Here is a 23,929-nt window from a genome sequence, read left to right on the forward strand (position 1 = left end):
GCATATTTTGACTTACAGTTGCTTGCACCAAATATTCATGTTTTCAAGGCCTTCGGCTATAAAGCAATTATTGATCAGCCTTCCGCCATACTGATAACCTGAATGGTACAACACAGCATTCATCCCAAAAGACGAAGCACGGGCGAGAGAAAACACATGAAAGATATCCTTTCCAGCCATTTCTTTTTCTAACGCCTCGATTAAAAAGCTTGTTAACGAATGGCCGCGATATTCCGGCAGCACAGCGCAATCGGTTATTTCTGCATGCCCAAGCTCTGGATTGATTTCTGCGCTTGCTGCGCTGATCAGGCGGTCATGATCAAGCATGATATAATACACCGTATTTGCATTCATCGTCTTTTCAATATAAGCGGGGTCAAATACCGGGGTTGGGTACGTGCGGAATACTTTTTTATACAGCATCGATAGCTGGTACATGTCGTTTGTTTCTGCTTTTCTCATCGTAAAAACGGGTGTACTGTCGTTGCGAAGACGGGGCGCTGTGCGATATATGGCTTCGATGATCTCCTGTTCCTCTGTATAAGAATCTGTTTGTCTCCGGCTTTCTGAAAGGTAACGTACCATGACACAAGCCAAATGGCCGAGATAATAGCCCTTTAGATAGCCCTCCGGCGCAAATAATTGTTTGGCAAGCATTGGCTCATCATGCTGCTTCGCATAGACGATGATTTTTTCTGCATTCTCTTCTTTTGCCGCTGCCACGATATCCGGCAGGGCCTTCTCAATGGCTCCGTCATAACGGACCACTCTGATTCGTTTATTAAAACCGTCATGGTCCAAAACTGCTGTGACACCGCTACTCTTTATTGACTTGAGCATCCGCATCCTCCCCATCTGTATGAAGCCCGCACCAATCCATGACAAAAAGTGCAATAATTTTAGCAGATTCTATCATGGCTTCAACCTCAATGTATTCATTGGCCTGATGAGCCGTTTTTGTTTCCCCCGGCCCGAAAACGATTACTGGTGTATCTCCTGCATGGTACAAAAGCCCTCCATCCGTTCCCCACGGGGAAGCCTCAATAATCGGCTCTTTCTGTTTCATTTTTTGATAGGCTGATTGCAGCACAGAAATTAAAGGGTGATCATCAGGTAAATCATTCGGTAGCCATTGAGCGCCAAACCATTCTACTTGTACGGGATGACGTTTAAACCATTCGTCATGGTATTCTAAATCCTTCAGCCAGTTTTCCAATTCAAGTTTTACAGCTTCTGGTTTCTCATGGGGAGCAATTCCGCATCTCCCTTCTATGACGACACGGTCTGCAACTGAAGATGGCCAGGCACCGCCTGAGATGGTGCCGATATTCACCGGTACCGGTATTGGGATATTGTCATACAGCGGATCTGAAATTCTCGCATTGCGGACTTTCTCCAGCTCTTGTATCGCTGTGATAACGTGCATGCTTTTTTCAATCGCGCTTACCCCTTCGTAGCGTGTGCCCCCATGTGCGGATAATCCCTTCACAGTGATCCGAAACCACATCGAACCCTGCTGCTTAATAAATAGTTTCATATTCGTCGGTTCAGGAATCAGCGCCCCGTCAGCACGATAGCCTCTCATGATGGCGGAAAGTGTACCGGCGCCGCCGCACTCTTCATCTACAACACTCTGAAACAATACATCTCCCTTCAGTTTGACATCGCAGGCGTGCAGGGCTTCTAAAGCAAAAAGAAGGGCTGTATTGCCTCCCTTCATATCCGTTGAGCCGCGGCCGTATATTTTACCGTTTTCTTCGACAGCTTGATACGGTTCATACTTCCAATCCTTTACGCTTCCTTCAGGCACAACATCGATATGGCCGTTCAAAATCAGGGACCTGCCTCCGCCGGCTCCCGTTTTTTTAGCCACGATATTCGGGCTCTCATGAAAATCGGATCGGTTAGATTTAAAGTAGGGATGCTGTTTTAATTGCTTTATGCTTGGCTCCCATACATCAATGTCCATATGAAATTGCCGCAGCTTTTCAAGCACAACAGCTTGGGCGTTAAACTCTGACCCCAATGTGCTTTTTTCCCCAATCAGCCTTTTGAGAAGACGAATGGCTTTGGCCGAATGCTGATCAAGCCACTCGATTACTTTTCTTTCAATGTCTTGCATCCTCATTCCCCCTCTTAAGAAAAAGGCATATCTATTTTGATTTCAGCTTCTGTCAGCCTCGTCACCTCATCGATTGTCGAGCCATTCATCAGCTCTTTTAAAATGAAGTGATGGCTATCGACCTCAAGAACCGCTTTTTCGGTAATAATCAAATCTACACAGCCTGCAGCAGTTAATGGCAGCGTACACCTTTCTGTTAATTTAGGCCTTCCCTTTTGATCTGTATGACTCATGACGACAACCACTTTTTTCGCTTTTTGGGCAAGCTCCATCGCCCCGCCCATACCAGGCACCTTTTTTCCCGGAACAAGCCAATTTGCCAAATCTCCTGATTGGCTCACCTGCAGGGCGCCTAAAATCGTAATATCAATTTTGCCTTTTCTGATCATCGCAAAAGACATGGTTGTATCAAAATAAGACGCCCCTTTTACAGCGCGGACAGGATAGCCCGCGGCGTTGCATAAATGCGCATCCTCTTCTCCCTTTTCGGGACTTTCTCCAATGCCAAGGACACCGTTTTCCGCTTGAAACATGACCTGCATGTCAGGCGGCAAAAAGTTCGGTACCAAGGATGGGATACCGATACCGAGATTCACAATCATGCCCTGCTTAATTTCAGTAGCAGCCCGTTTTGCAATCTGTTCTCTTTCTGCTACTCCCAAGCCCATTTCCACTTCACTCCCTCGCTTCGTACAACTCCCTCAACAAAAACCCCCGGTGTGACAATCATTTCTTCAGAAATCTCACCCATCGGAACGATACGCTCAGCTTCGGCAAAGGTTCTCCTGGCGGCCATTGCCATAAGCGGGTTCATATTGCGCGCGGTTTTGTCATACGTTAGATTGCCGAATTCATCTGCAATGTAAGCATTGATGAAAGCAAAATCAGCCGTCAGCGCCTCTTCAATCAAGTATCGTTTTCCCGCCACTGTTACAATGTCCTTTTTTTCGCAAACCATTTGATTATCAATGCCCACGTCGGTTAAAATACCGCCAAGCCCCGCTCCGCCGGCGCGAATCCGTTCCGCAAGCGTTCCCTGAGGTGAAAATTGAACCTCTAACGTCCCCTCTGTCATCTGTTTTCCGGCTACAGGATTGGAACCGATATGCGAGGCGATCAGGGTTTTGACCCGTTGATTAACAATAAGCGGGCCGATCCCTATATCCGGGAAACCGGCGTCATTGCAAATCACAGTTAAATCCGTTACACCGCTGTCCAATATCGCTTCAATCAATGAAGGAGGCGACCCGACTCCCCCAAAACCGCCAAACATCAGAACCGATCCATCCCGAACATCTGCAATTGCTGTGTCAATGCTGATTGCTTTTTGAAATGGCGCCATTTAATGTCAATCCTTTTTTAAGTTTTTTTCGACCGCTGCAACTGTTTCTGAAAAAATAGAGATAAGCTCTTCCATTTCACCGTCTGAAATGGTAAAAGGAGGAGCAATAATGACAGCATCTCCTTCTCCACTGTCTATTCCAGCTTTGGAAGGATAAACAATCAGCCCGCGTTTTTTCGCCTCGCTGACAATAAGCTGGGTTACCGCCTGCTCTGGCGGAAACACTTTCTTCGTTTTTTGGTCTGTCACAAATTCAATGCCTAATAGCAGTCCTTTTCCGCGCACATCACCTATAATGCCGCTTTGAGATGCCGCCTCATCAAGCTTCTTCTTCAGCACAGCGCCCTTTTTTTCTGATTGTTTGATCAAGCCGTGCTTTAACACATATCGCAAAACTTCAAGAGCAGCTTTGGCTGAATAGGGATGTGCACTATATGTGTGACCGCTCATAATCACACCTGACCCTTGTTTTATGGTTTCAATAATAGAATCAGATACGACGGCAGCAGCAATAGGCGCATACCCCGCACCGAGTCCCTTCCCCAGTACAGCAATATCAGGTACGGTATCCCAATGCTCTGTCGCGAGCATCCTTCCTGTTCTCCCAAGCCCCGTCATCACTTCATCTGCAATAAAAAGCACATCGTGTGTGCGGCATACCTCACTTAATCTCTCATAATATCCCGGAGGCGGAGTAATCGCTGCGCCTGCAGCACCAATAATAGGCTCAGCCACAAAGCCGGCGATGAATTGGCTTCCGATTCTTTTGATCATGGTGTCCAGTTCATCAGCTGCAGTCTGAACAAAGTCTTCTTCCGTCTCATAATTCAGCCGATAAATATGTGGAGCTGAGATAGCTGGATACCGCTCAATGAGATGGGTGAACCGGTATCTCCTTTCATAAAAACCAGACAATGAAAGCGCTCCCAAAGTTATTCCGTGGTAACTGCTCCATCGAGACAAAAAGATGGATTTTTGTGTTTGCTTTTTTTCCTGCCAATACTGAATGGCGATTTTCATAGCTGTTTCTATCGCTTCTGATCCGCTGTTGACAAAAAAAGACCAATTCACATCTCCGGGCAGCTCCTGTGCCAAGAGAGCGGCTAATTGCTCGGCGGGCTCACTCGTAAACTGTGAGCGGTAAGCAAAAGACACCTGATCAAGCTGTTCTTTCAGCTTCTCAGTCACATCACGAACTCCGTGGCCGATATTACATGTCACCGCACCTGACGAGCCGTCGAGATATTTTTTTCCGGTCTGATCATAAACATATGAACCCTTCGCATAACTGACAACCGGATAGGCCGAGCTAAGCTCTGGCTTAATCAAATAACTGCTCATGCTCCCACCTCAAAACCCCTTTTACCATATTGTATGAGTGTCCAAATGGCGGCATGACGTTCCCCGCAAAAACTTTTTCACATAAAAAGAGCCTTCCTAATAGGGAAGGCTCTTTTGGAATTTCAGCATCTAGCAAATAAAAGCGGCTCCAACAATAATTAATAAAATGAACAAGACAACAATTAACACAAATGTATTTGTCCCGCAGCCAAATCCGTAACCGTACCCAGAGTATCCATACATGCTGTTTTCATCCTTTCTTATCACGATATACGGCATTTTATGCGGGCCAAGTCCCAAATGGTTTGTGCAAACGCCTATTTCATGTAAGGAAATAATGAAATACAGTATGCACCCGCTCATATTTTTTAAACGTCAGCTTTTCGTAAAACTGAGTTGCACCGTCAGTGCTTGCAGCAACTAAGTAGGCTGCTTCCATTCCTAGTGATTTGGCGATGGACAGCATTTCTTTCACTAAGATACTGCCGTAGCCCTTCCTTTGAAACTGATCTAAAATTGCCACTTCTTCGATTTTAGCCGTTTTCTCTTGATGATCGATAAACAGCTCGCCGCACCCAATGGGAACTTTCTGTGCCTGGTCGCTGTAACAAACAACAAGAATGATTATACCTGCTTCATAGAAAGGATATTTTCTTTTTAATTTTTGTTCAGCGATTGCTTCTCCAATATAAATGGAATCGTAAATTTTCATAATAGAAGATCCGTCGCTAAGACTTTTCGCCGTCCCCCATGCGGTTAAAGGATGTCCCATCTGCCCCTTCCAGTCACTAAGCTTCATGTCATATAGTAGCTCATCCTCGACGACAAAACCGCTTTTTACAAGCGACTGCTTCAAGCCGAGCGGAAAAACATGCTGCGGCGACGCTTTTAAATGGAGATAATTCGCATCAAGCAGCTTTGGTACGGAGGGTAAAAAGTTAAGTAACCGCTCCAATGGAAACGTATCATGAAGCTGAACAAAGTTATGAGAAAAAATTTGCGGAAGCTGCGGATCTCTGTATACGCTGTAATGATCAAACGATGCCGATTCAGACGTTAACAATATATATTGATGTTCCGTTTTTGAATAATGTCCTGTCATGAACGTCTCCTTTTTATGACCTATACCTTTACTCTGTTGCAATATTCAATTTCTTTATAATCTCATCGTACACCGGATAAAACGGCTTTCCAATTGGAAATTGTTGAATATTTCGGAAAGAAGCGGAGATTGGCTTCTGATGTAAAAAAAATTTCCTTGTTACTTGTTCACTAATCGGGTGAAAGACGCCGTTTAGAAACAAAAACGGCTCGCGTTCGATGAAAAACACCCGTCGGCCAGGTGGATTTTTGATCAATTCAGATCGTTTCCACGTAATCGGCGGTCCTTCCGGAAGCATCTCCATCTCTTCTTTTCCAATTGTCACTATGTCTTTTCTTTGAAATTGATAAAATTGAAACGCATACTGGTCCACAATTCGCCTTTTTTTTCCGGCTTCGATATAAAATATTGCAGGATGGTCAGCTTCCTTTACTAAAATATAATTCGGAATGTTTAAAATTTTGCCAATCCTATATTGGAATAAATATGGGTCTGGAACAGCGACAGTCCGATTTAGATACAAAAAACCCCACTTTTCTCCAACAGGATGCCTTACACCCTGATCAAAAAAATACACATTTTGATCTGAACCTTTTACAAAAGAGCCGTCAATCAAATCGGCGGGCAGAAACCGATATGCATTTTGAAATGAATCTGGGGTTTTATAGGTTGTGTCTAATACTTCATTTATCGGCAGAAATGGGGTAAAGTTGTTGAGTCTCGCCCAAAAAATTGCGTCTCCATGATTCCAATGCTTCATATCATCATCCCAGTAGCCTCCAAATTTATGGTGGATGAGATTAAGTAACGAACGGCGATGCATAACGGAGCAATGATCAACTTGAAAAGCGGCCTGATCAAGCACTGCATTGGCATTTCTGTAGAAATGTGAGATTTCCTCTCCCCTTTCGTTTACATGTACAACTTTTTGTTTTGAATAGACCGCCTGCGCTTCAGGCTTATGTGAAAACTCTTGCACCATACGGCTCAGCCGCTCAGGATGATAAACAGTGTCGTCAGTAAGATAGGAAATGTAATCGCCGTCTGCAAATGGGAGCGCACTGTTAATTAATGTGGCATAACGGGTTGTTTTTAATCGATCTGCAGGATGCACGAAACTGTTATGATATTGAATGCGCCGGTCATGGAGATACTTGTGAATCACCGCAGTTGTTTCTGCATTCGAATGATCATCCATGATAAAAAGCTCCCAAAAATCATGCGTTTGCTGTATCACGCTTTCGATCGCTTTTTGCAAATAATCGGGTTTGTTGTAACTTGTTAAAATAATAGACACTTTCTCTCCCATCTATACCGCCTCCCGCCGTCAAACATAAAAACGGCTCCGCAGCAAGCAGAGCCTCTGTCATCATTTAAAAAGCACCCCAGCTTACAACACTTGAGAGTGAAACATGAGATCTCGTGTTATTTAACGGGTTTTGGAAAATAACCAAATCAGTCAGAACTTCTTTTACGATGACATTTTGAAGTGTATCTCCGTTGATCAAATTGACTTTTGAAACCGGTACGCCCAGCTCTTTTGCAAAAACAAGCTGGCGTCTGAGGTCAGATGGATTTCCTTCAGAAGACGATTGACGTATAAGCAGAATCAGCAAAAGCAAAATAAAATGCAGATCATCTTGGTTTTCTTCTCGATCCACTTGTTTCTCTAAATCCAAATCATCCCTCTCCCTTATCATTATCTCTGTTTCACAATATGTGCGACTTCGATTTATGGTATAGGCTATGTCCACTCCATTAAAAAATCAGCATTTTCCTTAAATAGATGAAAAATAGATCAGGTACGGCGTTCGACTCATACCAAATAACAGCCGGAAGAATATGAATAACGTGAGTTCACTATCGAATAGGAGGTGTGTGTAATGAGCTCTGAAAATGCACAGTTAAAAAAGGATTTAATTAAAGCCGTTTTAAGCCCTTTATTTCCAACTGCAACAGAAGGAGGAGAAAATATGGATAGTAATCTTAAAGCCTTGCTTGATGCTGCCATCGATCAAAAAGTAGATGAAAGTGAAACGGTTACGGCAGAATCTCTTTTAGACCCTTCTCTTCCGGCAAGATGGATTTTTGCCAGAATTACGCCAGGCACTACAATCAGCATTGTGACTGATTCAGGTGACATGATCGGACCGGTTGTTTTCGTTGCTTTCGATCAAGTTCACGGTATCGTCTTTGTAACACAGGAAAGCTCCGTCACTCCGGCAGGCCAAGCTACAACATTAATTGATGTAGACAAAGTAGAAAGCGTTACGTTCTTTTCATAACATCCGATGAAAGTCTTGTATATCCAGTCGGGATACGGAGGAATATACAGTTATTTTGATCGCTGGGCTGAAGAATGTTTTCAGAACACTCATACAGAGTATATGATTGCAGATAAACCTGAAGCAGAATCTTTGATGAAGATCGAAGCGTTTCAGCCGGACTTCACACTTATGATGGTTGGAGACCGCGTTCCTCACGACTGGCTGACCTGGTTAAAGGGTAAGGATATCCCCGTGTATGTTTGGCTGACCGAAGACCCATTTTATATGGATATCAGCCTTCAGGTAATTAAGCTTGCTGACGCCATATTAACGATAGAACAAAATGCAGCTCTCTACTATCAAGAGCTCGGCTACCAGAACGTCTATTATGTTCCGATACCAGTTAACCATCGGCTGTTTAAAAAAATGGGCACCGAACATTCCTATCATTCAAATCTGTTAATCATCGGCTATCCTTACCCTAATCGGGTTCAGCTTATGAAAGAAGCGTTCCATCTGCCATTCACGGTTCGGGTAATCGGCAAGGAATGGGGAAAATATCTGCCTAAAAAAGTGCTCAAACAGCCGCATATTGATGTCGTCAGCACATGGGTTCCACCCGAACAGGCCGTTCATTATTATAATGGGGCAGACATCGTAATTAATGCGCATCGTCCCTATCATTTTGCTTTCAACCAAAATACTATGCGCATCAAAAATGCCAGTTTTAATAACCGAACGTTTGATATCGCTGCATGCGAAGCATTTCAATTAACAGATTTACCCGCGGCGCATCCTTTTTCATCCTTTATTTCTTATCACGGCATGAACGACTTTAAGGAAAAAGCCGCTTTCTATATCAACCACCCTGAAGAACGGCAAAAAGCTGCAGCAGCCAATTATAAAGAGATCGTACCCACATTTACGTTTGATGAGCTTCCTGCAAAACTAAAAGCGATTCATCTGGCGCTCTCATGAAAAATCGTTCATTGCTATGAACGATTTTTTTATTCATAGAAAAAAGCAGCCGCACAAGCTGCTTTCTTTTCTAGCCGTCAGAACGGTCTTTCAGCTTCCTCGGGTTCACCTGTTTATGAAGATCAGGCATTTCGCCGAGATGCTGTGCAATTTGTTCCCACGATACAATTTTGAAATTTTGATTGACGGCTTGTCCGTTATCGATATTTTCGCCATCCTGCGCCATAAAAATCCCGTACGGATATTTTGGGCCAAGTCCGAAACCGAGAACATCAATACCATCCGTGTCACTAGTACCGTCTATCTTCTCGCCATCTGTAATCTCAAAGTTGGCTACATAGCGATTTTTCCCCTGCCGTTCATACATTGCATAGCTGTTATTTCCTTGACTTGAAGCCATAAGATATCCTTTGCCATTTGGTGCATAATAGATTGTCAGTCCTTCAATATCAGCTGTCAAATGATCTCCTGTCGCACGGTCAACAACCTGCCCCTTTGATCCTCCGCCGGGCTCAGCGTTAAATTTCCAGATGGCCTCATCTTCCTCTGCTATGTATAGGTTTCCGTACTCATCATCCGCAACAAGGCCTTCGGTCTGAGAATTCAACTTAAATTCACGCACTTTTTTCCCTGTTACATAACCCTTTCCACCATCAACAATTTCATACTGCTCAAATTCCCCTTGTTTGCCTGTCACTAATGCGTAAAATGCTCCTGTTTTCTTGCTGTGATACAGGCCGAATCCATAAACCTCAGAAATATTGGTGGAAATAGGATGTTTTGGATCTGTAATGCTTTTCAATTTTCCTTTATCCCCGTCTATTGCATATACTTCAATTGTATTTTTTCCTTCGGACCGGTTGGATGCGGCAGCAATATCAATTTTTTCGCCGTTCAATGGAAAATCATAGCGCAGATCGACATTATTGAGCTTGCCAAACTCATAAGAATGAAGCTGTTTTCCGTCTAAATCATACACGACGAGGCCTGACTTCTTATTTGTCGTAATCAACTTGCTTTTTTCCGGGTGTTTTTCATGAACCCAAATGGCCGGGTCATCTGCTGCGTCATCGCCAGATGCGACCGGATCTGTCTCCGTGTGTGCAGTCACTTTGAAATGATGTTCCTCATTCACATAATGAGCCGACACCGAGGTTGCTGTCAGGCTAAGCAATAAACCCGCGGCAGTGCTTAGCAGCATTGTTTTTGAAACCTTCATTTGGTACCCTCCTCTTTTATCACTAACACTACTATTGTAAAATATATACAGGTGATTACCGTGAGGAAAATGAACCTTTTTTTATAGGGTTTCTGACTCATAAACAACTTATTCCCCAAAGAGGTACGTGAGATGACTTTGCCAGATTTCCTTTTGCGGAGCGAAATAAAAATATGTTGAATATTTAGTACATTGTTTATTTAGTTTTGTTGTTCCTTAGTTACGTCCGTTTTTCCATTTTCTATTAAAAAAGAACACTTTGTGACATGATCATTCCCCTAAATTTTGTTTTATTGGTTGCTTTCATTAATTCGATTACAAAGTTGAACATATGATGCATGGTAGAGAAACGAGAGTTGGAGGATAAGCCATGCCTAAACAGCAAACAGCAGAACTAAAACCATTTTTCCATAACAAAACAGTTTTAGTCACTGGCGGAACGGGTTCAATCGGGAGTCAAATTGTCAAACGCCTTTTGCTGCTTACACCTAAACAGGTGATTGTATTCAGCAAAGACGACAGTAAACAGTATGTCATGAGCCAAAAGTATGCGGAGGATAAGCGGCTATTATTTGTACTTGGAGATGTACGCGATCACAGAAGGGTGAATCAGGTGATGAAAGGCGTTGATATCGTCTTTCACGCGGCTGCGCTGAAACAGGTTCCGACATGTGAGGACCATCCATTTGAAGCGATCCAGACCAATCTCATCGGCGGACAAAATGTGGTGGAAGCTGCCCTTTCACACCGAGTGCAGCATGTCATTAATATCAGTACAGATAAAGCTGTATCTCCTGTGAACACAATGGGTGCCACCAAGCTGTTATCTGAAAAGCTGTTTCATCAAGCAAACCGCCACGTCCAAAACAAAGGAACCTTGTTTTGTTCGGTCCGCTTTGGAAATGTTCTCGGTTCCAGAGGTTCGGTCATCCCCATATTATTTGAACAGATGATGGAGGGTGAACCCCTGACCATCACAGACAAAAACATGACCAGATTTTTCATGTCAATAGACGATGCAGCTACATTGACATTACAATCGGCTGCTATTACAAAAGGCGGAGAAACCTTTATTTTCAAAATGGAATCACTGAAACTTGAAGAACTGATTCATGGGTTTGAAGAATATGCATCGCAGCACGGGCTCCCGCGGCCGGCTGCAGTAGAAGTGGGCAAGCGTCCAGGTGAAAAGCTTCACGAAGAATTAACATCTCCACATGAAATTGAATCACTGTATGAATGGGGCAACCTTTATGCGATCCTTCCAGAGCCGGAAAAACATCCTGACTTTCGCAAAGTCAATCTGCCTGGGTATCAATCAGATCAAGCCCCGCTCATTACGAAAGAAAGAATTGCTCAGATTATTGAAGAATTGCATCAAGAGAAAAAGGCATAAAAACAAGCCTGTCTATCCATTAGGCAGGCCTGTTTTTAACACTTTATTTATTAAAGAGATGCAGATAGCTTTCGTATCCTTCTTCTTTTAGCTTATGCTTCGGAACAAACCGCAGCGCTGCTGAATTTATGCAGTAACGAAGTCCGTTTGGACCAGGTCCGTCATTAAATACGTGGCCAAGATGAGAATCAGCAGTTCGGCTTCTTACTTCTGTGCGAATCATGCCGTGGCTCGTGTCCAGTTTTTCTTCCACTTCTTCTTCTTCAATCGGCTTTGTAAAGCTTGGCCAGCCGCAGTGGGAATCAAATTTATCCTTGGATGTAAACAATGGCTTGCCTGACACAATGTCTACATACAACCCTTCTTCCTTATGATCCCAATATTCATTTTGAAATGGCGGCTCCGTGCCGTTATTTTGCGTTACTTCATATTGCATGCGATTTAATGACTTTATTTTTTCTTCTTTATTGTACGCCATTTATTTAGCCCCCCAATGCTCGCTGATAAATCCCGCTCGTCCGGAACCTGTCCGGTAGCGCTGATAATGTGCTGGATTCTTTTTATAAAAATGCTGATGGTAGCCTTCCGCTTCATAGAAAGGTTCAGCTTTTAAAATGTCCGTTACAATCGGATCTTTAAAGATGCCGCTTTCCGCCAGACGTTGCTTGGAAGCTTCCGCAAGCTCCTTTTGTTTATCATTATGATAAAAAATGGCTGCGCGATAGGAACTGCCGCGATCAGCAAACTGCCCCCCGGCATCTGTCGGATCGATTTGCTGCCAAAATAATTCAAGCAGTTTTTCATAAGGGAATACATCAGGATTAAACGTGATTTGAACGGCTTCACGATGTCCCGTCGTTTCACTGCACACCTCTTCATACGTAGGGTTTTCAGTATGGCCGCCTGTATACCCGGACACCACTTTTTCAATTCCCGGCTGTTCGTCAAAAGGTTTAACCATACACCAAAAACAGCCTCCTGCAAATGTGGCGATTTCTTTTTTTTCAGACATACTGGTGCCTCCTTTGTTAATACGTGGTATTATTATATTATAGCATGTAAAAATAGAATGAAAATGATTCTGCTTTTCAATAAAATCTATAGGTTTTAAGCAATATGCTTATGTAATGGAGGTTCACAAATTTGAAAGTAAGAACACAGATGATGTACGATATGGAAACTTTACTCCGTAAAGTCTTTAAACAAATACGCAATGAAATCAATGAAATTTTAGATAAAGAGCTGTCGCGGAATGAATTCACCATTCTTCGGATCCTCAGTGAACAAGGGCCTAAAAAAGTCACTGAATTTGCGCCTATTTTAGAGGTATCGGCAAGCCACATTACGGCTGTGACCGATGCGCTGGTAGAAAAGGAATGGATTACGAGAATCAGATCGAAGGAAGACAGACGCATCATCCGCATTCATATCACTGAAGCGGGCGAAAAAGTCCTTCAGCACTTTAACGAGAAAAAAACGGAATATTTCTTTAAACGCTTTGACTGCTACACTGATGCTGAACTTGCCACGTTAATCGAGCTCTTCAGCAAACTTGATAAAAAACGGTGAAAAAAAGCACATACCGATATATAGGTATGTGCTTTTCGCAGTGCTTCACTTATTTTTCAGTAAACAGCTTCATTGCTTTCCAGCGGCCATATCTATAATACAAAAATGCCGCGCAGCTGCTAAATAAAAAACTCATTCCGATTCCAAGCCCGATTCCCTTTTGTCCAAGCCAAGCTGAAAATAGAGCTGTGAAAGGATATCTCAACACCCAAAACGAGATTAAATTTAATACCAGAACCTGCAGCATCGCTCCCGCGGCCCTGACGATTCCGTTCAGCACAAAATTAATCCCAATAAAAGGGTAGAAAAACGCGATCCACTTCAAATATTGTTCACCAAATGCGACCGCATCGGGCTCACTGATAAATAACCTTATGAGATATTTACCAAATACCCAAATCATAACCGCAATCACCAGCATGCAGGAAATAACAGCTATCACACCCAGCCTTGCAATTGTTCCCACTCTTTTTTCGTTTCCGATTCCAATATTTTGCCCTGCCATACTGTTGACGGCCGTACCGGCAGCCATTGCTGGAAGCGTGATGATGCTATCAAGCCGCTGCACCGCGCCAAAGCCTGATACCACGTGATCTCCGTATGAGTTGACAACACTCATAATCGCCATCATACCGCCTGTAATCACCATCATCTGCAGACCTGCCGGAATCCCGAGTTTCAAAATCAGCGCGGACTCTTCCCACTTGGGCATTCTCGGAATCGAGAATGGCACAAGCTTGTGTTTGATGACATAAAACAACCCATACAGAAACGCAATGCCCTGTGACAAAATCGTTGAATAAGCCGCTCCCGCTATTCCCATGCGGAACACAGAAATAAAGAGCGGCGCAAGCACTGTATTCAGTACAACAGCAAACGCAATAAACCGGAGAGGTGTCTTGCTGTCGCCCAGCGCACGAAGCACAGTACTGATAAAGTTATAACCAAACAAAAATAAAATGCCGATAAATTGAATCTGTAAATACGTCTCAGCAAGCGGTATCATTGACTCCGGCGTTTTTAGAAGACGCAGCAAAAGCTCTGAGAGAAAAAAACCGGCCGCGCCGAATCCGATGCTTAGGCCTGTTAATAAAACAACAAAAGCGTTAATATACGACGCCATTCCTTTTACATCATCTTTTCCTTTTTGCTGAGATAAAATGGTTAACGTCGCATTGTTAAGGCCCAAAATAAAAGACAGCACGGTCAAAACAATCGTGCTTGATACCGCGGCTGCCCCAAGGGCCTTTGCCCCCAGTAAATTGCCGATCCACAAGCTGTCTATAAATTGAAAGGAAACCTGCAATGCGTTTCCGAGCATAATAGGCATTGAAAACAGTACAAGCTGTTTCAGCACGTTCCCCTGTGTAAAATCGTATGCTTTCATCTTTTCTCCTTGTGTTCTCAAATTTTCTTTGGACCGCACGAAAAAAGAGACGTTGTTTCATGTCTCTTTTTTCATGACTTATCGGTTTTTTTTCGGTCTCGCATACCGAATGTAAACACCATCACACTTAGGAACAAGGCACAATAGGAAACATTCAAATACATTTGATCCATGTCTTCAGCGGTCAGATGATGATAAGCAAGCCAGCCGAAGTACAGGGAAAATGTAAAGGATAATAAACTGAAATACTGGTAAATCCGTTTCATTTTCAGTCACCTCTATTGTTTAGGATGGTAATAGGAAAACTCAATTTCATCTTTTTCTAAATTTATCTTATCCGCTTTGACATACATTCCATTCGTTAAAGGCATTTCTGACAAACGCACTTCAATGCTTTTATCTCCGGGGTGAACATGGACAAATGACGGCAATTCATAAAAGCTGTCCATATAATTTAACACAAAGCTAATTGGTATACTCAATTTCCCTAACGAAAATTTCGTGACATTCAGCTCTACATCACCGTTTTTTTTCACGGTCGGCTCAAAAGCGATAAACGCATCAATAGACGTGGAAAATGCCTTGATTTTCCCTGCGACATGAACATCATCATCAATCTCTACTTTATAATCAAGCTTGTTTGATGCTTTGTCGTTTAAATATGAGTTAACAAACGCAGCTAATGATTCTTTTGTGCTTGTCACTTGAAATCCATACTCGCTCTCAGATGAATCTTTCACCTGAGCCTGTTCCCCCGGGAGCAAAACAAGTGCCACAAACCCGGCGGCGAGGATAAAATTGATTGCAAGCAATATAAAAAACAGTCGCTTCCACTTATTCATGCTGTCACCCTACTCTTTCGGTAATCCTTCTTTTTTGATGGCTTGATAGACGCGCTTTGCGATAAGAGAATAACCCGTACCATTAGGATGAAAATCATCTTCCTCAGAAATTCGGCTGCTGTCACTTTTTTGATTGAACAAATCTTCGATATGAACGATTTTTGCATGTTTATCTTTTTTCAGCTCTTTTTCAGCAATATGGTTCCAATCCGTGACGACACCATTTATTTCATTTAGTTCTGATAATGTAAACGTAAACGGATTGTACATGCTAACATAAATCAGCTCAGCGTGATCATTCAGCTCGCGAATTTCAGAAATGATTTTTTCAAAGCGCTTTTCGTACGGTTTTTCCGCTTCCTGAAACGGTTCAACGGTTAATTGCAGAAAGTTTTGGCGAAGGATTTTCATCAAATCATTACCGCCAATTGTAAAAAAGACATAATCTGCGTCCTTTATGCCTTTTTGAACCTTTTTATCTTTTAGTTTTTCTAATAAATCATCCGAACGGTTCCCTTTTACGGCATAATTTTTCACGTCGACCGTTTTGACTTGTTTATCTGACCGGATAGAATCCGCCACCTTGCCGACATATCCCTTTCCGTCGGGATCTCCGACTCCTTCTGTCAGCGAATCTCCGACAGCCGCTATGACAATGTGTTCTTTTGTTTTCGTTTCATGGGCCTTTTGTTTTCCCTCAGATGATGTACGTATGCTCGTACACGCAGTAAGAAGCAAAATCAAACTGGCCATGATTGAAAAAATGCGCAGCTTCAATCTTGTTGCTCCTTCCCATTCTACTAGTGGAAAGTGTATCATGTTTTAGAAGATTTGCAAATGCCTAGTCTCTTAGCTTACTTGAGTGTACTGGCTGACTTCACATCGGAAATGATATCATCGTACGGTGTATTTTCCACTCCATTATAATCTTTCAGCACCTTGCCGTTCGGGCCTACTAACCAAAAAGAAGATTGATGAATGACTTGGTCCTGTCCCTCAGGTTTCTTCACAATCGCCTTAAAGCTCTTAAGTGCGAACTCTTCAATCTCACTCTGGCTGTATCCGGTGAGAAAATCCCAGTTATCAAACGATAATGGATAATTTGCGGCAAATTTCTTCAGCTGTTTCGGCTTATCGTTTTCTGGGTCAACACTAAATGATATGATACGGACATCTATATTTTCGGCTTTCAGTTTTTTTTGCAGATCGGTCATATGAGCGGTCATTGGCGGACATATAGTTTCACAATTGGTAAAAATAAAATCCGCCAGCCATACTTCTCCTTTTAAACTCTCTAAAGAAACGTTCTTGCCGTCTTGGTTTTGAAATGTAAAAGGCTCCACCTCGTAATTGAGCGGATTTTTAATCTGCTGTCCTCCGCATGCACACAAAAACAGAAAAATCAGCCCAGCCGTTAACCCCTTGATAACCTTCATGACATCCACCCTTTCCAGCCATCATAAAAACGCTTTCTAAAACCGTCCTTACTGTCCTATGTTTGTATTCGATACTGAGCAAAAAAAATCCTGCATGCCTCCCATTAACGATTACAAAGGAGGGCATGCAGGTAAAAAACGGCATGTTACGCGTTGTGCTTTAACACCTCTTGATGAAATACAGCCTGATAATCTGCCCACTTCATCCGGCGCTTCATATAATGTCGGAAAGAATACACTTTTGCCCTGCTGTTTGATGAAAACACTTCTTTTAAGTAGAATTGCAAATGGTGATGTAACATAAAGAAATAGTGCTCATCTTCCTTTAATACAGGTATTTCTGTCACTTTCACCTGAATCCCGTCACCGCGTTTGAACTCTAGGCTTTTGAGTAACAAGCTATCAATCCTCTTTTTTGTTTTTCTTCTATTATATATGATGCCAGCCGGGCTGTCTGTCATTTTGCGCGGTTGTGTAAAAAAATTAGATCAGCAAATGGAACAAGTCCTCATCCTTGTTCACCTCTACATAATGAAACGGTTTTTTGTTCATCCGTTCAATCAGCGGCCCATAATCGGCTTTGTTCTGCAGCTCGATGCCGACAAGAGCAGGTCCGTTGCTTTTATTATTTTTCTTCGTATATTCAAATCTTGTAATGTCATCATTCGGCCCGAGGACTTCGTCAAGAAATTCGCGGAGCGCCCCCGCTCTTTGCGGAAAGTTGACGATAAAATAATGCTGAAGACCTTCAAAAATCAAGGAACGCTCCTTCATTTCCTGCATTCTTCCGATATCGTTATTCCCCCCGCTGACCACACACACCACATTTTTTCCTTTGATTTCATCCTTGTACAAATCAAGCGCTGCGACAGAAAGAGCTCCGGCCGGTTCAGCAACAATCGCACATTCGTTATATAATTCAAGAATGGATGTACATACTTTTCCTTCAGGCACAAGGAGAATGTCATCAACGACAGTTTCCAGCGTCTGGAAGGTTTCCTCGCCAATTTTTTTAACAGCCGCCCCATCTACAAACTTGTCAATTTTATCAAGTGTGACGACATGCCCAGCTTTGTTTGATTCAAAGTAGGATGCCGCTCCCGCCGGCTCAACAGCAATTACCTTTGTATCAGGAGACACGTTTTTCAAATATGTACCTGCCCCAGAGAGAAGGCCGCCGCCTCCGACACTTGCAAAAAGAAAATGCGGTTCTGCATCAATGTCGTTTAAAATCTCGACTGCGAGCGTCCCCTGTCCGGCCATCACATCCGGATCATCGAACGGATGGATAAACGTCCGAGATTCAGCCTCACAGCATTCAACAGCGCTTTTATACGCATCGTCAAACGTATCGCCTGTCAAAATAATATCGATAAATCCTTTTCCGAATAGTTCAACTTGAGATACTTTTTGTCTCGGTGTAGTAGACGGCATAAAAATTTTCCCGTGAATGCCAAGATGTTTACACGAAAATGCCACACCTTGAGCGTGGTTTCCGGCACTTGCACACACAACTCCGTTTTCTGTCTGCTCGCTGGAAAGCTGTTTCATTTTATGATAAGCCCCTCTGAGCTTAAAAGATCTGACAACTTGCAAGTCTTCACGTTTTAAATAGATATTGCATTCATATCTCTCAGAAAGTCTGTCATTCCTCTGCAAAGGTGTGTGAATGACAACGTCCTTTACGTTTTGGTGAGCCTTCAAAATGTCTTTCACTTGGATGAGAGAGTTTTCTTTCAACAACGGTTTCATGTACAGATTCCTTTCTTGTTTTAAATCCCTATTTAATATGCCATTATAACATGAATATTCAAAAAATAAGACAATTATTTTTATTTAATAATTAAAAAAATACAGACTATGTCCATCACATCTTGTGGTAACTTCTGTTCAACCATTATCCTGCAGAGCCAAGAAAAAAGATGATCGTAAAATAAAGGGTGTTTTCAACCAAAAGGCATGATATAATGAAACCAATTAGAACCAAAAGGAGCCAATTGATGAATAGTGCACCAAAACTCAATACATTTCAACATCTAATCGGAGAACATCAAACTTTCCTGGAAGCGAAGCGAATCGCCAAGCAGTTCTCGTTATCGGAGCTTCCTGTCTTAATAACAGGAAAAATCGGAACAGGCAAAAATCACTTCGCACATGCCATACACTTGGAATCTTCGAGAAGCAATGAACCGTTTATAAGCGTCAATTGCAGCACCCATTCGGAAGAAACCCTTATTCATGAGCTTTTTGGCCCTAACGGAAACACAGGTGTTTTTCAAAAAGCGGTACGAGGAACCCTTTTTCTTGATGATGTATGGCGCATGCCTGCTTCTGTACAAGCTCAGCTGTTAAAAGCGCTTGATTCAGACACGGAGAAACCGCGAATGATCTGTGCTTCTGCAGACCGATCCGTGGAACATACCTTCAGGCAAGACTTATTCTACAGACTGAACATTTTAACGCTCACACTGCCCGAATTATCGGAACGAAAAAGCGATATTCCGCTTTTGACAAAGCATTTTCTCTCAAATTCCGGTCAGCAATTGTTAATCGATCCCTCCGTTTTTCCCGTGCTTGAGAAGCATGCATTTGAAGGCAATGTCAGGGAATTAAAAAACGCTGCAGATTATATGGCGGCAGTATCAAGCGGAGGAACGATTCAGCCATATGACCTGCCGCCATATATTAGAGGCGCGATAGACGGAAAAACGTCGAAGAAAAAAGCGAAGCTGCTGACTTTAATGGAAAAAGCAGAGTTTTTGTTTATTTTGGAAACAATAAAAGTATTGAACGAAGAAGGAGAACCTGCCAGCAGACGGATCATTTCTGAATACAGCAAAAATACCCAAACCTCGTTAACTCCTCAGCAGGTCAGAAGCCGTCTCGACTATTTGGAGAAAAAAGATTATGTCACCAAAAGCCGCGGACGCGCAGGCACAAAAATTACCTTTGAGGGCTTGAGCTTTATAGAGACGTTAAAAAATCAAATGATCTAGCGATCGAAAGGAGAATGTACTTGTTTACAATCAAAGAAGAGATCGCCAATGCGATTACACACGGCATCGGTGTCCTCTTATCCATCCCAGCATTAGTGTTTCTAATCATATTTGCGGCTAATTACGGGTCTGCATGGGACATTGTCAGCTTTACAATATTCGGTGTCTCTATGCTGCTGTTATATTTGAGCTCCACACTGCTTCACAGCATCACACATAAAAAAACGAAGGACATTTTGGAGATTATTGATCATAGCGCGATTTACGTACTCATCGCCGGAACCTACACGCCTTTTTTGCTTGGACCGCTGAAAGGCACACTCGGCTTTACCCTGTTGGTTATCGTATGGTCACTTGCCCTAGGCGGAATCGTTTTTAAAATTTTCTTTGTGAAACGGTTTATCCTATTGTCAACCTTCGTGTATTTAGTCATGGGGTGGCTGATGATTATTGCAGTTAAACCTTTATATGCTTCACTGAGCGGAGCGGGATTCAGCCTCCTTTTTCTCGGCGGCATTTTATACTCTGTCGGAACCATCTTTTACATTTGGAAAAAGATCCCCTTCCATCACGCCATTTGGCACAGCTTTGTATTGGGCGGGAGCGCTGCCATGTTTTTCTGCGTGCTCTTCTATTGTGTAAAGGTGCCGTTCCTTTCGTAACAGTAACAGAAAAGCGCAGTCTTCACGACTGCGCTTTTTTATGCACGTAATTGTTTTTCATTGGCAGGTATATAAGCTTTTGAAAAGGACAATTCAATGTCTGCCGGTTTTAAGCGTTTAAAAAACGAGCCCTTTTGCATGTTATCTGTTCCTTTCGTTTCCACCATCACCAACGGAAGATGATAGCGGGCCGCAAGTTCTATAGGATCAATAGAACCATCTAGTGAAAGAATCAGGCTTTGTCCCTTTTCCAGCTGTTTTGTCACATCTTCATATACCTTTTCTGAATCACCGTCTGAAATCACATCCATCCGATCCAGCCATTGCCCGATAAAAGGCAAGCGGAACACTTTTGGGTTGGCGATAAAGCCGGCCGGTTCCTCAATATATCCAGCAATTAAGGCCAGTTCAGCCAAACGCAAACGGGGATGTACATACAAAACAGGACCGTGTGGTATTGGCTCTGGCTGATGGATTGTCACAACTGAACCGGAGATGCCGATACAGCCTTCCAAAAACGCCTTTGGCTGTTCGTACACAAGAGTCATCTGTTTTTTGTATGACAGACGGGGATCGAGCATTGTTTGATTAAATAATTGTTTCATATTTTTTAACAGCATATACACAATATAAACCACTAGAAGGCTGTAGCGAACCAATTAAAATCCTCCCGCTTTAGAAGAATTCTTTTTTTCATACATTAGAAATTCGTAATCATACGGGTTTTTTTCGTCTTTGATCCCCTGCTCAGAAGAAACCAGCTTCCAATTGGATTCATCAAATTCAGGGAAATGACGGTCACCCTCAAACTCGTGATGAATTTTCGTCATATACAGTCTGTCCGCATAAGGGAACAGGTCCGTATAGAGCTGAGCCCCTCCGATCACAAAGCATTCTTCAGGGCCTGAACAAATGTCCAGTACATCCTTTAATGAACTGACAACGGTGCATCCCGGAAATTCTGAAGCCGGCGCTGAGGTAACGACAATATTTTTCCGATTTGGAAGCGGACGTCCGATCGATTCAAATGTTTTCCGGCCCATAATGATTGAATGGCCCGATGTTACTTTCTTAAAGTATGCAAGATCATTGGGCAAATGCCACGGCAAATCATTGTCTTTGCCGATAAGCCTGTTGGCATCCATCGCAAAAATGAATGAAATCATACGCTGACCACCCCTTTTATATGAGGATGCGGATCATAATCCTCGATGATAAAGTCCTCAAATGCAAAGTGGAAAATAGAATCAACCTTTCTGGCGAAACGAAGCTTCGGAAGCAGTCTAACATCTCTTTCCAGCTGCAAATTGACTTGTTCAATATGATTTTGATAGATATGAACATCACCAAACGTATGGATGAACTCGCCCGGTTCAAGCCCAGTCACATGAGCAATCATCATGGTTAGCAGGGCATAAGATGCAATATTAAACGGCACACCTAAGAAAACGTCGGCAGAGCGCTGATACAGCTGACAGGACAGCTTGCCGTCAGACACATAGAATTGGAACAGGCAATGGCACGGCGGCAACGCCATTTTATCAATTTCACCAACATTCCAGGCGCTGACGATTAAGCGTCTGGAGTTCGGATTTGTCTTAATATCTTCAATAAGACGGGAAATTTGATCAATGGTTTCTCCATCAGCTCCCCGCCAAGAACGCCATTGGGAGCCATATACAGGTCCAAGTTCACCGTTTTCATCAGCCCACTCATTCCAGATTCGCACTCCGTTTTCCTGCAAATAGCGTACATTCGTATCTCCTTTTAAGAACCACAGCAGTTCATGCGCAATTGATTTAAAGTGGAGTTTTTTAGTGGTGAGCATCGGAAAGCCTTCCCGTAAATTAAATCTCATTTGATATCCGAAAGTGCTGATTGTTCCGGTCCCTGTCCGGTCTCCCTTTTTCTCACCATGCTCTAAAACATGTCTGCATAAATCCTTATACTGTTTCATTTTTTTCATCCTTTAAAAGTAGTCTTCTAGTAGTGTAACACAATAAAAAATCATTTCTGAACCCAGAAATGATTTTTTTATAGTCAGCTGACGACAGGCTTTTCATCCTGTTCTTTTTCTTCATCTTGCAGATCCTGATGCGTATGTGCAATTCTGCTCGCCGCTGCTGCAGCAAGAGCTGCCACAATATCATCCAAAAAGGTGTGAATACCGTCTGGACTTTCATCAAGTTCCTTAATAATTCCAATCTTCTCTTTATCTAAATAACCGAAATTGGTCAAACCGATCGACCCGTACACATTAACGATTGAGAGCGGGATAATTTCATCTATGCCGTAAAGCGGTTCATCCGTTTCAACAAGGTGCTGCAGCGGTTCGGGGAGAAGCTTCTGTTCTGCAAGCTGATCGAGTGCAAGGCCTGTCAAAACAGCATGAATAATTTCACGTTTGTTCAGGACTTTTTCTACATTCTCCATGCAAACACTGAGCGGCAGATTTGGATTGTATTTTTCCTGAAGTTTTTGAACAATCCGTGCAATATCTTCTATCATAACGCCCCGTTTGTTCAGCATATCCTTTGTTATATCGACCATTTCATTCATTGTGTACTTTTTCATGTCTAATGGCATCTCCTTTAGGCACTCATCCAGTTGGGAGGCGTGTTGCGGTCCCAGTAAATGCTCCCAAGCTCATGATGTGATTGAAATCCATCTTCTGCTGTATGATAATGAAAATTAAACCAGTAGCCGTCATGAGGCGGGTGGTCTCTTCGCACATGGAATCTGAGAAGATCTTCTCCAGTTGTCCGATTGTAAACGTTGAAAATTTTTTCCGTTTTGCCCGCTGAAGGCATGCTTGAGATCACAATATCTTGGTACGCCTCATCATCTTGCAATGTCGCTAAATAATCACTAATCACATTTTCGATTTTTGGCAGGATCTCTTTCCGATAGTCATCCTCAATGACAGGAGCGATTCTGCTGCCGAATTTTAAAAAGGACTGATCCTCAGCGCTGTCAAGGAGCTGTTCCTTGTACGATTGAAAAAGCAGTTCAGGATCTCGCCTGTCATCCGACTCATCATCGTACAGGTCATGCTCATCATAAAAAGCGGTGTAATCATTCTGCTCAAGACTGCTCGGCTGTCCGGAAGGCTTGTCCGCCATAAGGGCAGCCGGAGGAGATACGAGCCCGAACGTTACAATGGTAAATAAAACCACAAGGGTCTTTCTCATCCACAATTTCATGACTGCTTATTCCTCTCTATTTTATTGTCATGTTTCTCTTATTTTAGCACATCCAAAACATGCAAGT

31 protein-coding genes are annotated in these 23,929 nt (G+C 42.8%); 6 read left to right on the top strand and 25 right to left on the bottom strand.

Annotated features, from left to right (window positions below; translation table 11 throughout):
* Positions 1–12 precede the first annotated feature (12 nt).
* The 10 genes from ablB to cgeC all read right to left on the bottom strand — a co-directional run bounded on the left by ablB (position 13) and on the right by cgeC (position 7,586).
* On the bottom strand, positions 13–840 hold the full coding sequence (gene ablB, locus NSQ16_RS10740; protein WP_327836955.1) for a putative beta-lysine N-acetyltransferase: 828 nt from the start codon (positions 838–840) through the stop codon (positions 13–15).
* A complete protein-coding gene (locus tag NSQ16_RS10745; RefSeq protein ID WP_339232183.1) occupies positions 818–2,128 on the bottom strand; it encodes a peptidase in 1,311 nt (436 codons plus the stop codon). Before NSQ16_RS10745 ends, ablB begins: the two co-directional genes overlap by 23 nt.
* A gap of 8 nt (positions 2,129–2,136) precedes the next feature.
* Positions 2,137–2,790 (bottom strand): 3-oxoacid CoA-transferase subunit B, encoded by a 654-nt coding sequence (locus tag NSQ16_RS10750; RefSeq protein ID WP_015383895.1) that lies wholly within the window; start codon positions 2,788–2,790, stop codon positions 2,137–2,139.
* On the bottom strand, positions 2,775–3,464 hold the full coding sequence (locus tag NSQ16_RS10755) for a CoA transferase subunit A (protein WP_003230839.1): 690 nt from the start codon (positions 3,462–3,464) through the stop codon (positions 2,775–2,777). Before NSQ16_RS10755 ends, NSQ16_RS10750 begins: the two co-directional genes overlap by 16 nt.
* 6 nt (positions 3,465–3,470) lie before the next feature.
* Positions 3,471–4,805, bottom strand: coding sequence for an aspartate aminotransferase family protein (locus NSQ16_RS10760; protein WP_163116747.1), 1,335 nt, complete (start codon positions 4,803–4,805; stop codon positions 3,471–3,473).
* Positions 4,786–4,941 (bottom strand): hypothetical protein, encoded by a 156-nt coding sequence (locus tag NSQ16_RS10765; protein WP_015714119.1) that lies wholly within the window; start codon positions 4,939–4,941, stop codon positions 4,786–4,788. The genes NSQ16_RS10760 and NSQ16_RS10765 overlap by 20 nt, the downstream gene beginning before the upstream one ends.
* Complete coding sequence (gene yoyG / locus NSQ16_RS10770) at positions 4,935–5,048, bottom strand: YhzE/YjcZ family sporulation protein YoyG (RefSeq protein WP_003218179.1); 114 nt, start codon at positions 5,046–5,048, stop codon at positions 4,935–4,937. Before yoyG ends, NSQ16_RS10765 begins: the two co-directional genes overlap by 7 nt.
* 79 nt (positions 5,049–5,127) lie before the next feature.
* Positions 5,128–5,907 carry a spore maturation N-acetyltransferase CgeE gene (gene cgeE, locus NSQ16_RS10775; protein ID WP_015383898.1) on the bottom strand — a complete coding sequence of 260 codons (780 nt, stop codon included), beginning with the start codon at positions 5,905–5,907 and terminating at the stop codon, positions 5,128–5,130.
* A gap of 28 nt (positions 5,908–5,935) precedes the next feature.
* The gene (gene cgeD, locus NSQ16_RS10780) at positions 5,936–7,216 is read right to left on the bottom strand and encodes a spore maturation glycosyltransferase CgeD (RefSeq protein WP_327836961.1); all 1,281 of its coding nucleotides are present in this window, start codon (positions 7,214–7,216) and stop codon (positions 5,936–5,938) included.
* 64 nt (positions 7,217–7,280) lie between these two features.
* The gene (gene cgeC / locus NSQ16_RS10785) at positions 7,281–7,586 is read right to left on the bottom strand and encodes a spore maturation protein CgeC (RefSeq protein WP_003230826.1); all 306 of its coding nucleotides are present in this window, start codon (positions 7,584–7,586) and stop codon (positions 7,281–7,283) included.
* 204 nt (positions 7,587–7,790) lie between these two features.
* Here cgeC and cgeA point away from each other — a divergent pair, with 204 nt between their 5' ends.
* Together cgeA and cgeB are read left to right on the top strand one after the other, a co-directional pair.
* Positions 7,791–8,192, top strand: coding sequence for a spore crust protein CgeA (cgeA, locus tag NSQ16_RS10790; protein WP_015251873.1), 402 nt, complete (start codon positions 7,791–7,793; stop codon positions 8,190–8,192).
* 6 nt (positions 8,193–8,198) lie between these two features.
* Complete coding sequence (cgeB, locus tag NSQ16_RS10795; protein ID WP_327836963.1) at positions 8,199–9,152, top strand: spore maturation protein CgeB; 954 nt, start codon at positions 8,199–8,201, stop codon at positions 9,150–9,152.
* A 70-nt stretch (positions 9,153–9,222) separates the two neighbouring features.
* Here cgeB and NSQ16_RS10800 read toward each other — a convergent pair whose 3' ends face one another.
* Positions 9,223–10,371: a phytase gene (locus tag NSQ16_RS10800; protein ID WP_327836965.1), complete on the bottom strand. Its 1,149-nt coding sequence runs from the start codon at positions 10,369–10,371 to the stop codon at positions 9,223–9,225.
* A 370-nt stretch (positions 10,372–10,741) separates the two neighbouring features.
* On the opposite strand from NSQ16_RS10800, the gene NSQ16_RS10805 reads away from it, so the two are divergent.
* The gene (locus NSQ16_RS10805; protein ID WP_014477115.1) at positions 10,742–11,767 is read left to right on the top strand and encodes a nucleoside-diphosphate sugar epimerase/dehydratase; all 1,026 of its coding nucleotides are present in this window, start codon (positions 10,742–10,744) and stop codon (positions 11,765–11,767) included.
* A gap of 43 nt (positions 11,768–11,810) precedes the next feature.
* Here NSQ16_RS10805 and msrB read toward each other — a convergent pair whose 3' ends face one another.
* The gene (msrB, locus tag NSQ16_RS10810; RefSeq protein ID WP_014480061.1) at positions 11,811–12,245 is read right to left on the bottom strand and encodes a peptide-methionine (R)-S-oxide reductase MsrB; all 435 of its coding nucleotides are present in this window, start codon (positions 12,243–12,245) and stop codon (positions 11,811–11,813) included.
* The gene (gene msrA, locus NSQ16_RS10815) at positions 12,246–12,779 is read right to left on the bottom strand and encodes a peptide-methionine (S)-S-oxide reductase MsrA (RefSeq protein ID WP_014477117.1); all 534 of its coding nucleotides are present in this window, start codon (positions 12,777–12,779) and stop codon (positions 12,246–12,248) included.
* A 131-nt stretch (positions 12,780–12,910) separates the two neighbouring features.
* Between msrA and NSQ16_RS10820 the strand changes: the two genes are divergently transcribed.
* The gene (locus NSQ16_RS10820; RefSeq protein WP_004398634.1) at positions 12,911–13,336 is read left to right on the top strand and encodes a MarR family transcriptional regulator; all 426 of its coding nucleotides are present in this window, start codon (positions 12,911–12,913) and stop codon (positions 13,334–13,336) included.
* A 49-nt stretch (positions 13,337–13,385) separates the two neighbouring features.
* Here NSQ16_RS10820 and NSQ16_RS10825 read toward each other — a convergent pair whose 3' ends face one another.
* The 7 genes from NSQ16_RS10825 to ilvA form a co-directional block, all read right to left on the bottom strand.
* Entirely contained in the window at positions 13,386–14,723 is a 1,338-nt protein-coding gene (locus tag NSQ16_RS10825; protein ID WP_014477118.1) for an MATE family efflux transporter, read from the bottom strand.
* Positions 14,724–14,794: 71 nt separating this feature from the next.
* Positions 14,795–14,989 (bottom strand): protein YpmT, encoded by a 195-nt coding sequence (gene ypmT, locus NSQ16_RS10830; RefSeq protein ID WP_017696912.1) that lies wholly within the window; start codon positions 14,987–14,989, stop codon positions 14,795–14,797.
* A 12-nt stretch (positions 14,990–15,001) separates the two neighbouring features.
* Positions 15,002–15,565 (bottom strand): YpmS family protein, encoded by a 564-nt coding sequence (locus NSQ16_RS10835; RefSeq protein WP_015251867.1) that lies wholly within the window; start codon positions 15,563–15,565, stop codon positions 15,002–15,004.
* A 9-nt stretch (positions 15,566–15,574) separates the two neighbouring features.
* Positions 15,575–16,342: an SGNH/GDSL hydrolase family protein gene (locus NSQ16_RS10840; RefSeq protein ID WP_003245956.1), complete on the bottom strand. Its 768-nt coding sequence runs from the start codon at positions 16,340–16,342 to the stop codon at positions 15,575–15,577.
* A 77-nt stretch (positions 16,343–16,419) separates the two neighbouring features.
* A complete protein-coding gene (gene scuA / locus NSQ16_RS10845) occupies positions 16,420–17,001 on the bottom strand; it encodes a cytochrome c oxidase assembly accessory protein ScuA (protein WP_327836967.1) in 582 nt (193 codons plus the stop codon).
* 146 nt (positions 17,002–17,147) lie between these two features.
* Positions 17,148–17,399 (bottom strand): DUF2535 family protein, encoded by a 252-nt coding sequence (locus NSQ16_RS10850; protein WP_004399020.1) that lies wholly within the window; start codon positions 17,397–17,399, stop codon positions 17,148–17,150.
* An 85-nt stretch (positions 17,400–17,484) separates the two neighbouring features.
* Positions 17,485–18,753 (bottom strand): threonine ammonia-lyase IlvA, encoded by a 1,269-nt coding sequence (gene ilvA / locus NSQ16_RS10855; RefSeq protein ID WP_024572005.1) that lies wholly within the window; start codon positions 18,751–18,753, stop codon positions 17,485–17,487.
* Positions 18,754–19,001: 248 nt separating this feature from the next.
* On the opposite strand from ilvA, the gene NSQ16_RS10860 reads away from it, so the two are divergent.
* Together NSQ16_RS10860 and NSQ16_RS10865 are read left to right on the top strand one after the other, a co-directional pair.
* Entirely contained in the window at positions 19,002–19,997 is a 996-nt protein-coding gene (locus tag NSQ16_RS10860; protein WP_327836969.1) for a sigma-54-dependent transcriptional regulator, read from the top strand.
* Positions 19,998–20,017: 20 nt separating this feature from the next.
* A complete protein-coding gene (locus NSQ16_RS10865) occupies positions 20,018–20,659 on the top strand; it encodes a hemolysin III family protein (protein WP_004398522.1) in 642 nt (213 codons plus the stop codon).
* Positions 20,660–20,697: 38 nt separating this feature from the next.
* On the opposite strand, the gene NSQ16_RS10870 is transcribed toward NSQ16_RS10865, so the two are convergent.
* The 5 genes from NSQ16_RS10870 to NSQ16_RS10890 all read right to left on the bottom strand — a co-directional run bounded on the left by NSQ16_RS10870 (position 20,698) and on the right by NSQ16_RS10890 (position 23,862).
* Positions 20,698–21,318: a hypothetical protein gene (locus tag NSQ16_RS10870; RefSeq protein WP_024572094.1), complete on the bottom strand. Its 621-nt coding sequence runs from the start codon at positions 21,316–21,318 to the stop codon at positions 20,698–20,700.
* A complete protein-coding gene (gene dfrA, locus NSQ16_RS10875; RefSeq protein WP_015383909.1) occupies positions 21,319–21,825 on the bottom strand; it encodes a dihydrofolate reductase DfrA in 507 nt (168 codons plus the stop codon).
* On the bottom strand, positions 21,822–22,616 hold the full coding sequence (locus tag NSQ16_RS10880) for a thymidylate synthase (RefSeq protein ID WP_327836970.1): 795 nt from the start codon (positions 22,614–22,616) through the stop codon (positions 21,822–21,824). Before NSQ16_RS10880 ends, dfrA begins: the two co-directional genes overlap by 4 nt.
* Before the next feature lie 83 nt (positions 22,617–22,699).
* Positions 22,700–23,233, bottom strand: a complete 534-nt coding sequence (locus NSQ16_RS10885; RefSeq protein ID WP_003230797.1) for a phosphatidylglycerophosphatase A — start codon at positions 23,231–23,233, stop codon at positions 22,700–22,702.
* Between the two features lie 17 nt (positions 23,234–23,250).
* Positions 23,251–23,862 (bottom strand): YpjP family protein, encoded by a 612-nt coding sequence (locus NSQ16_RS10890; RefSeq protein WP_327836971.1) that lies wholly within the window; start codon positions 23,860–23,862, stop codon positions 23,251–23,253.
* Between the last annotated feature and the right edge of the window lie 67 nt (positions 23,863–23,929).

Source organism: Bacillus sp. PS108 (assembly GCF_037963335.1).
In the GTDB taxonomy this organism is placed as follows: Bacteria; Bacillota; Bacilli; order Bacillales; family Bacillaceae; genus Bacillus; species Bacillus subtilis.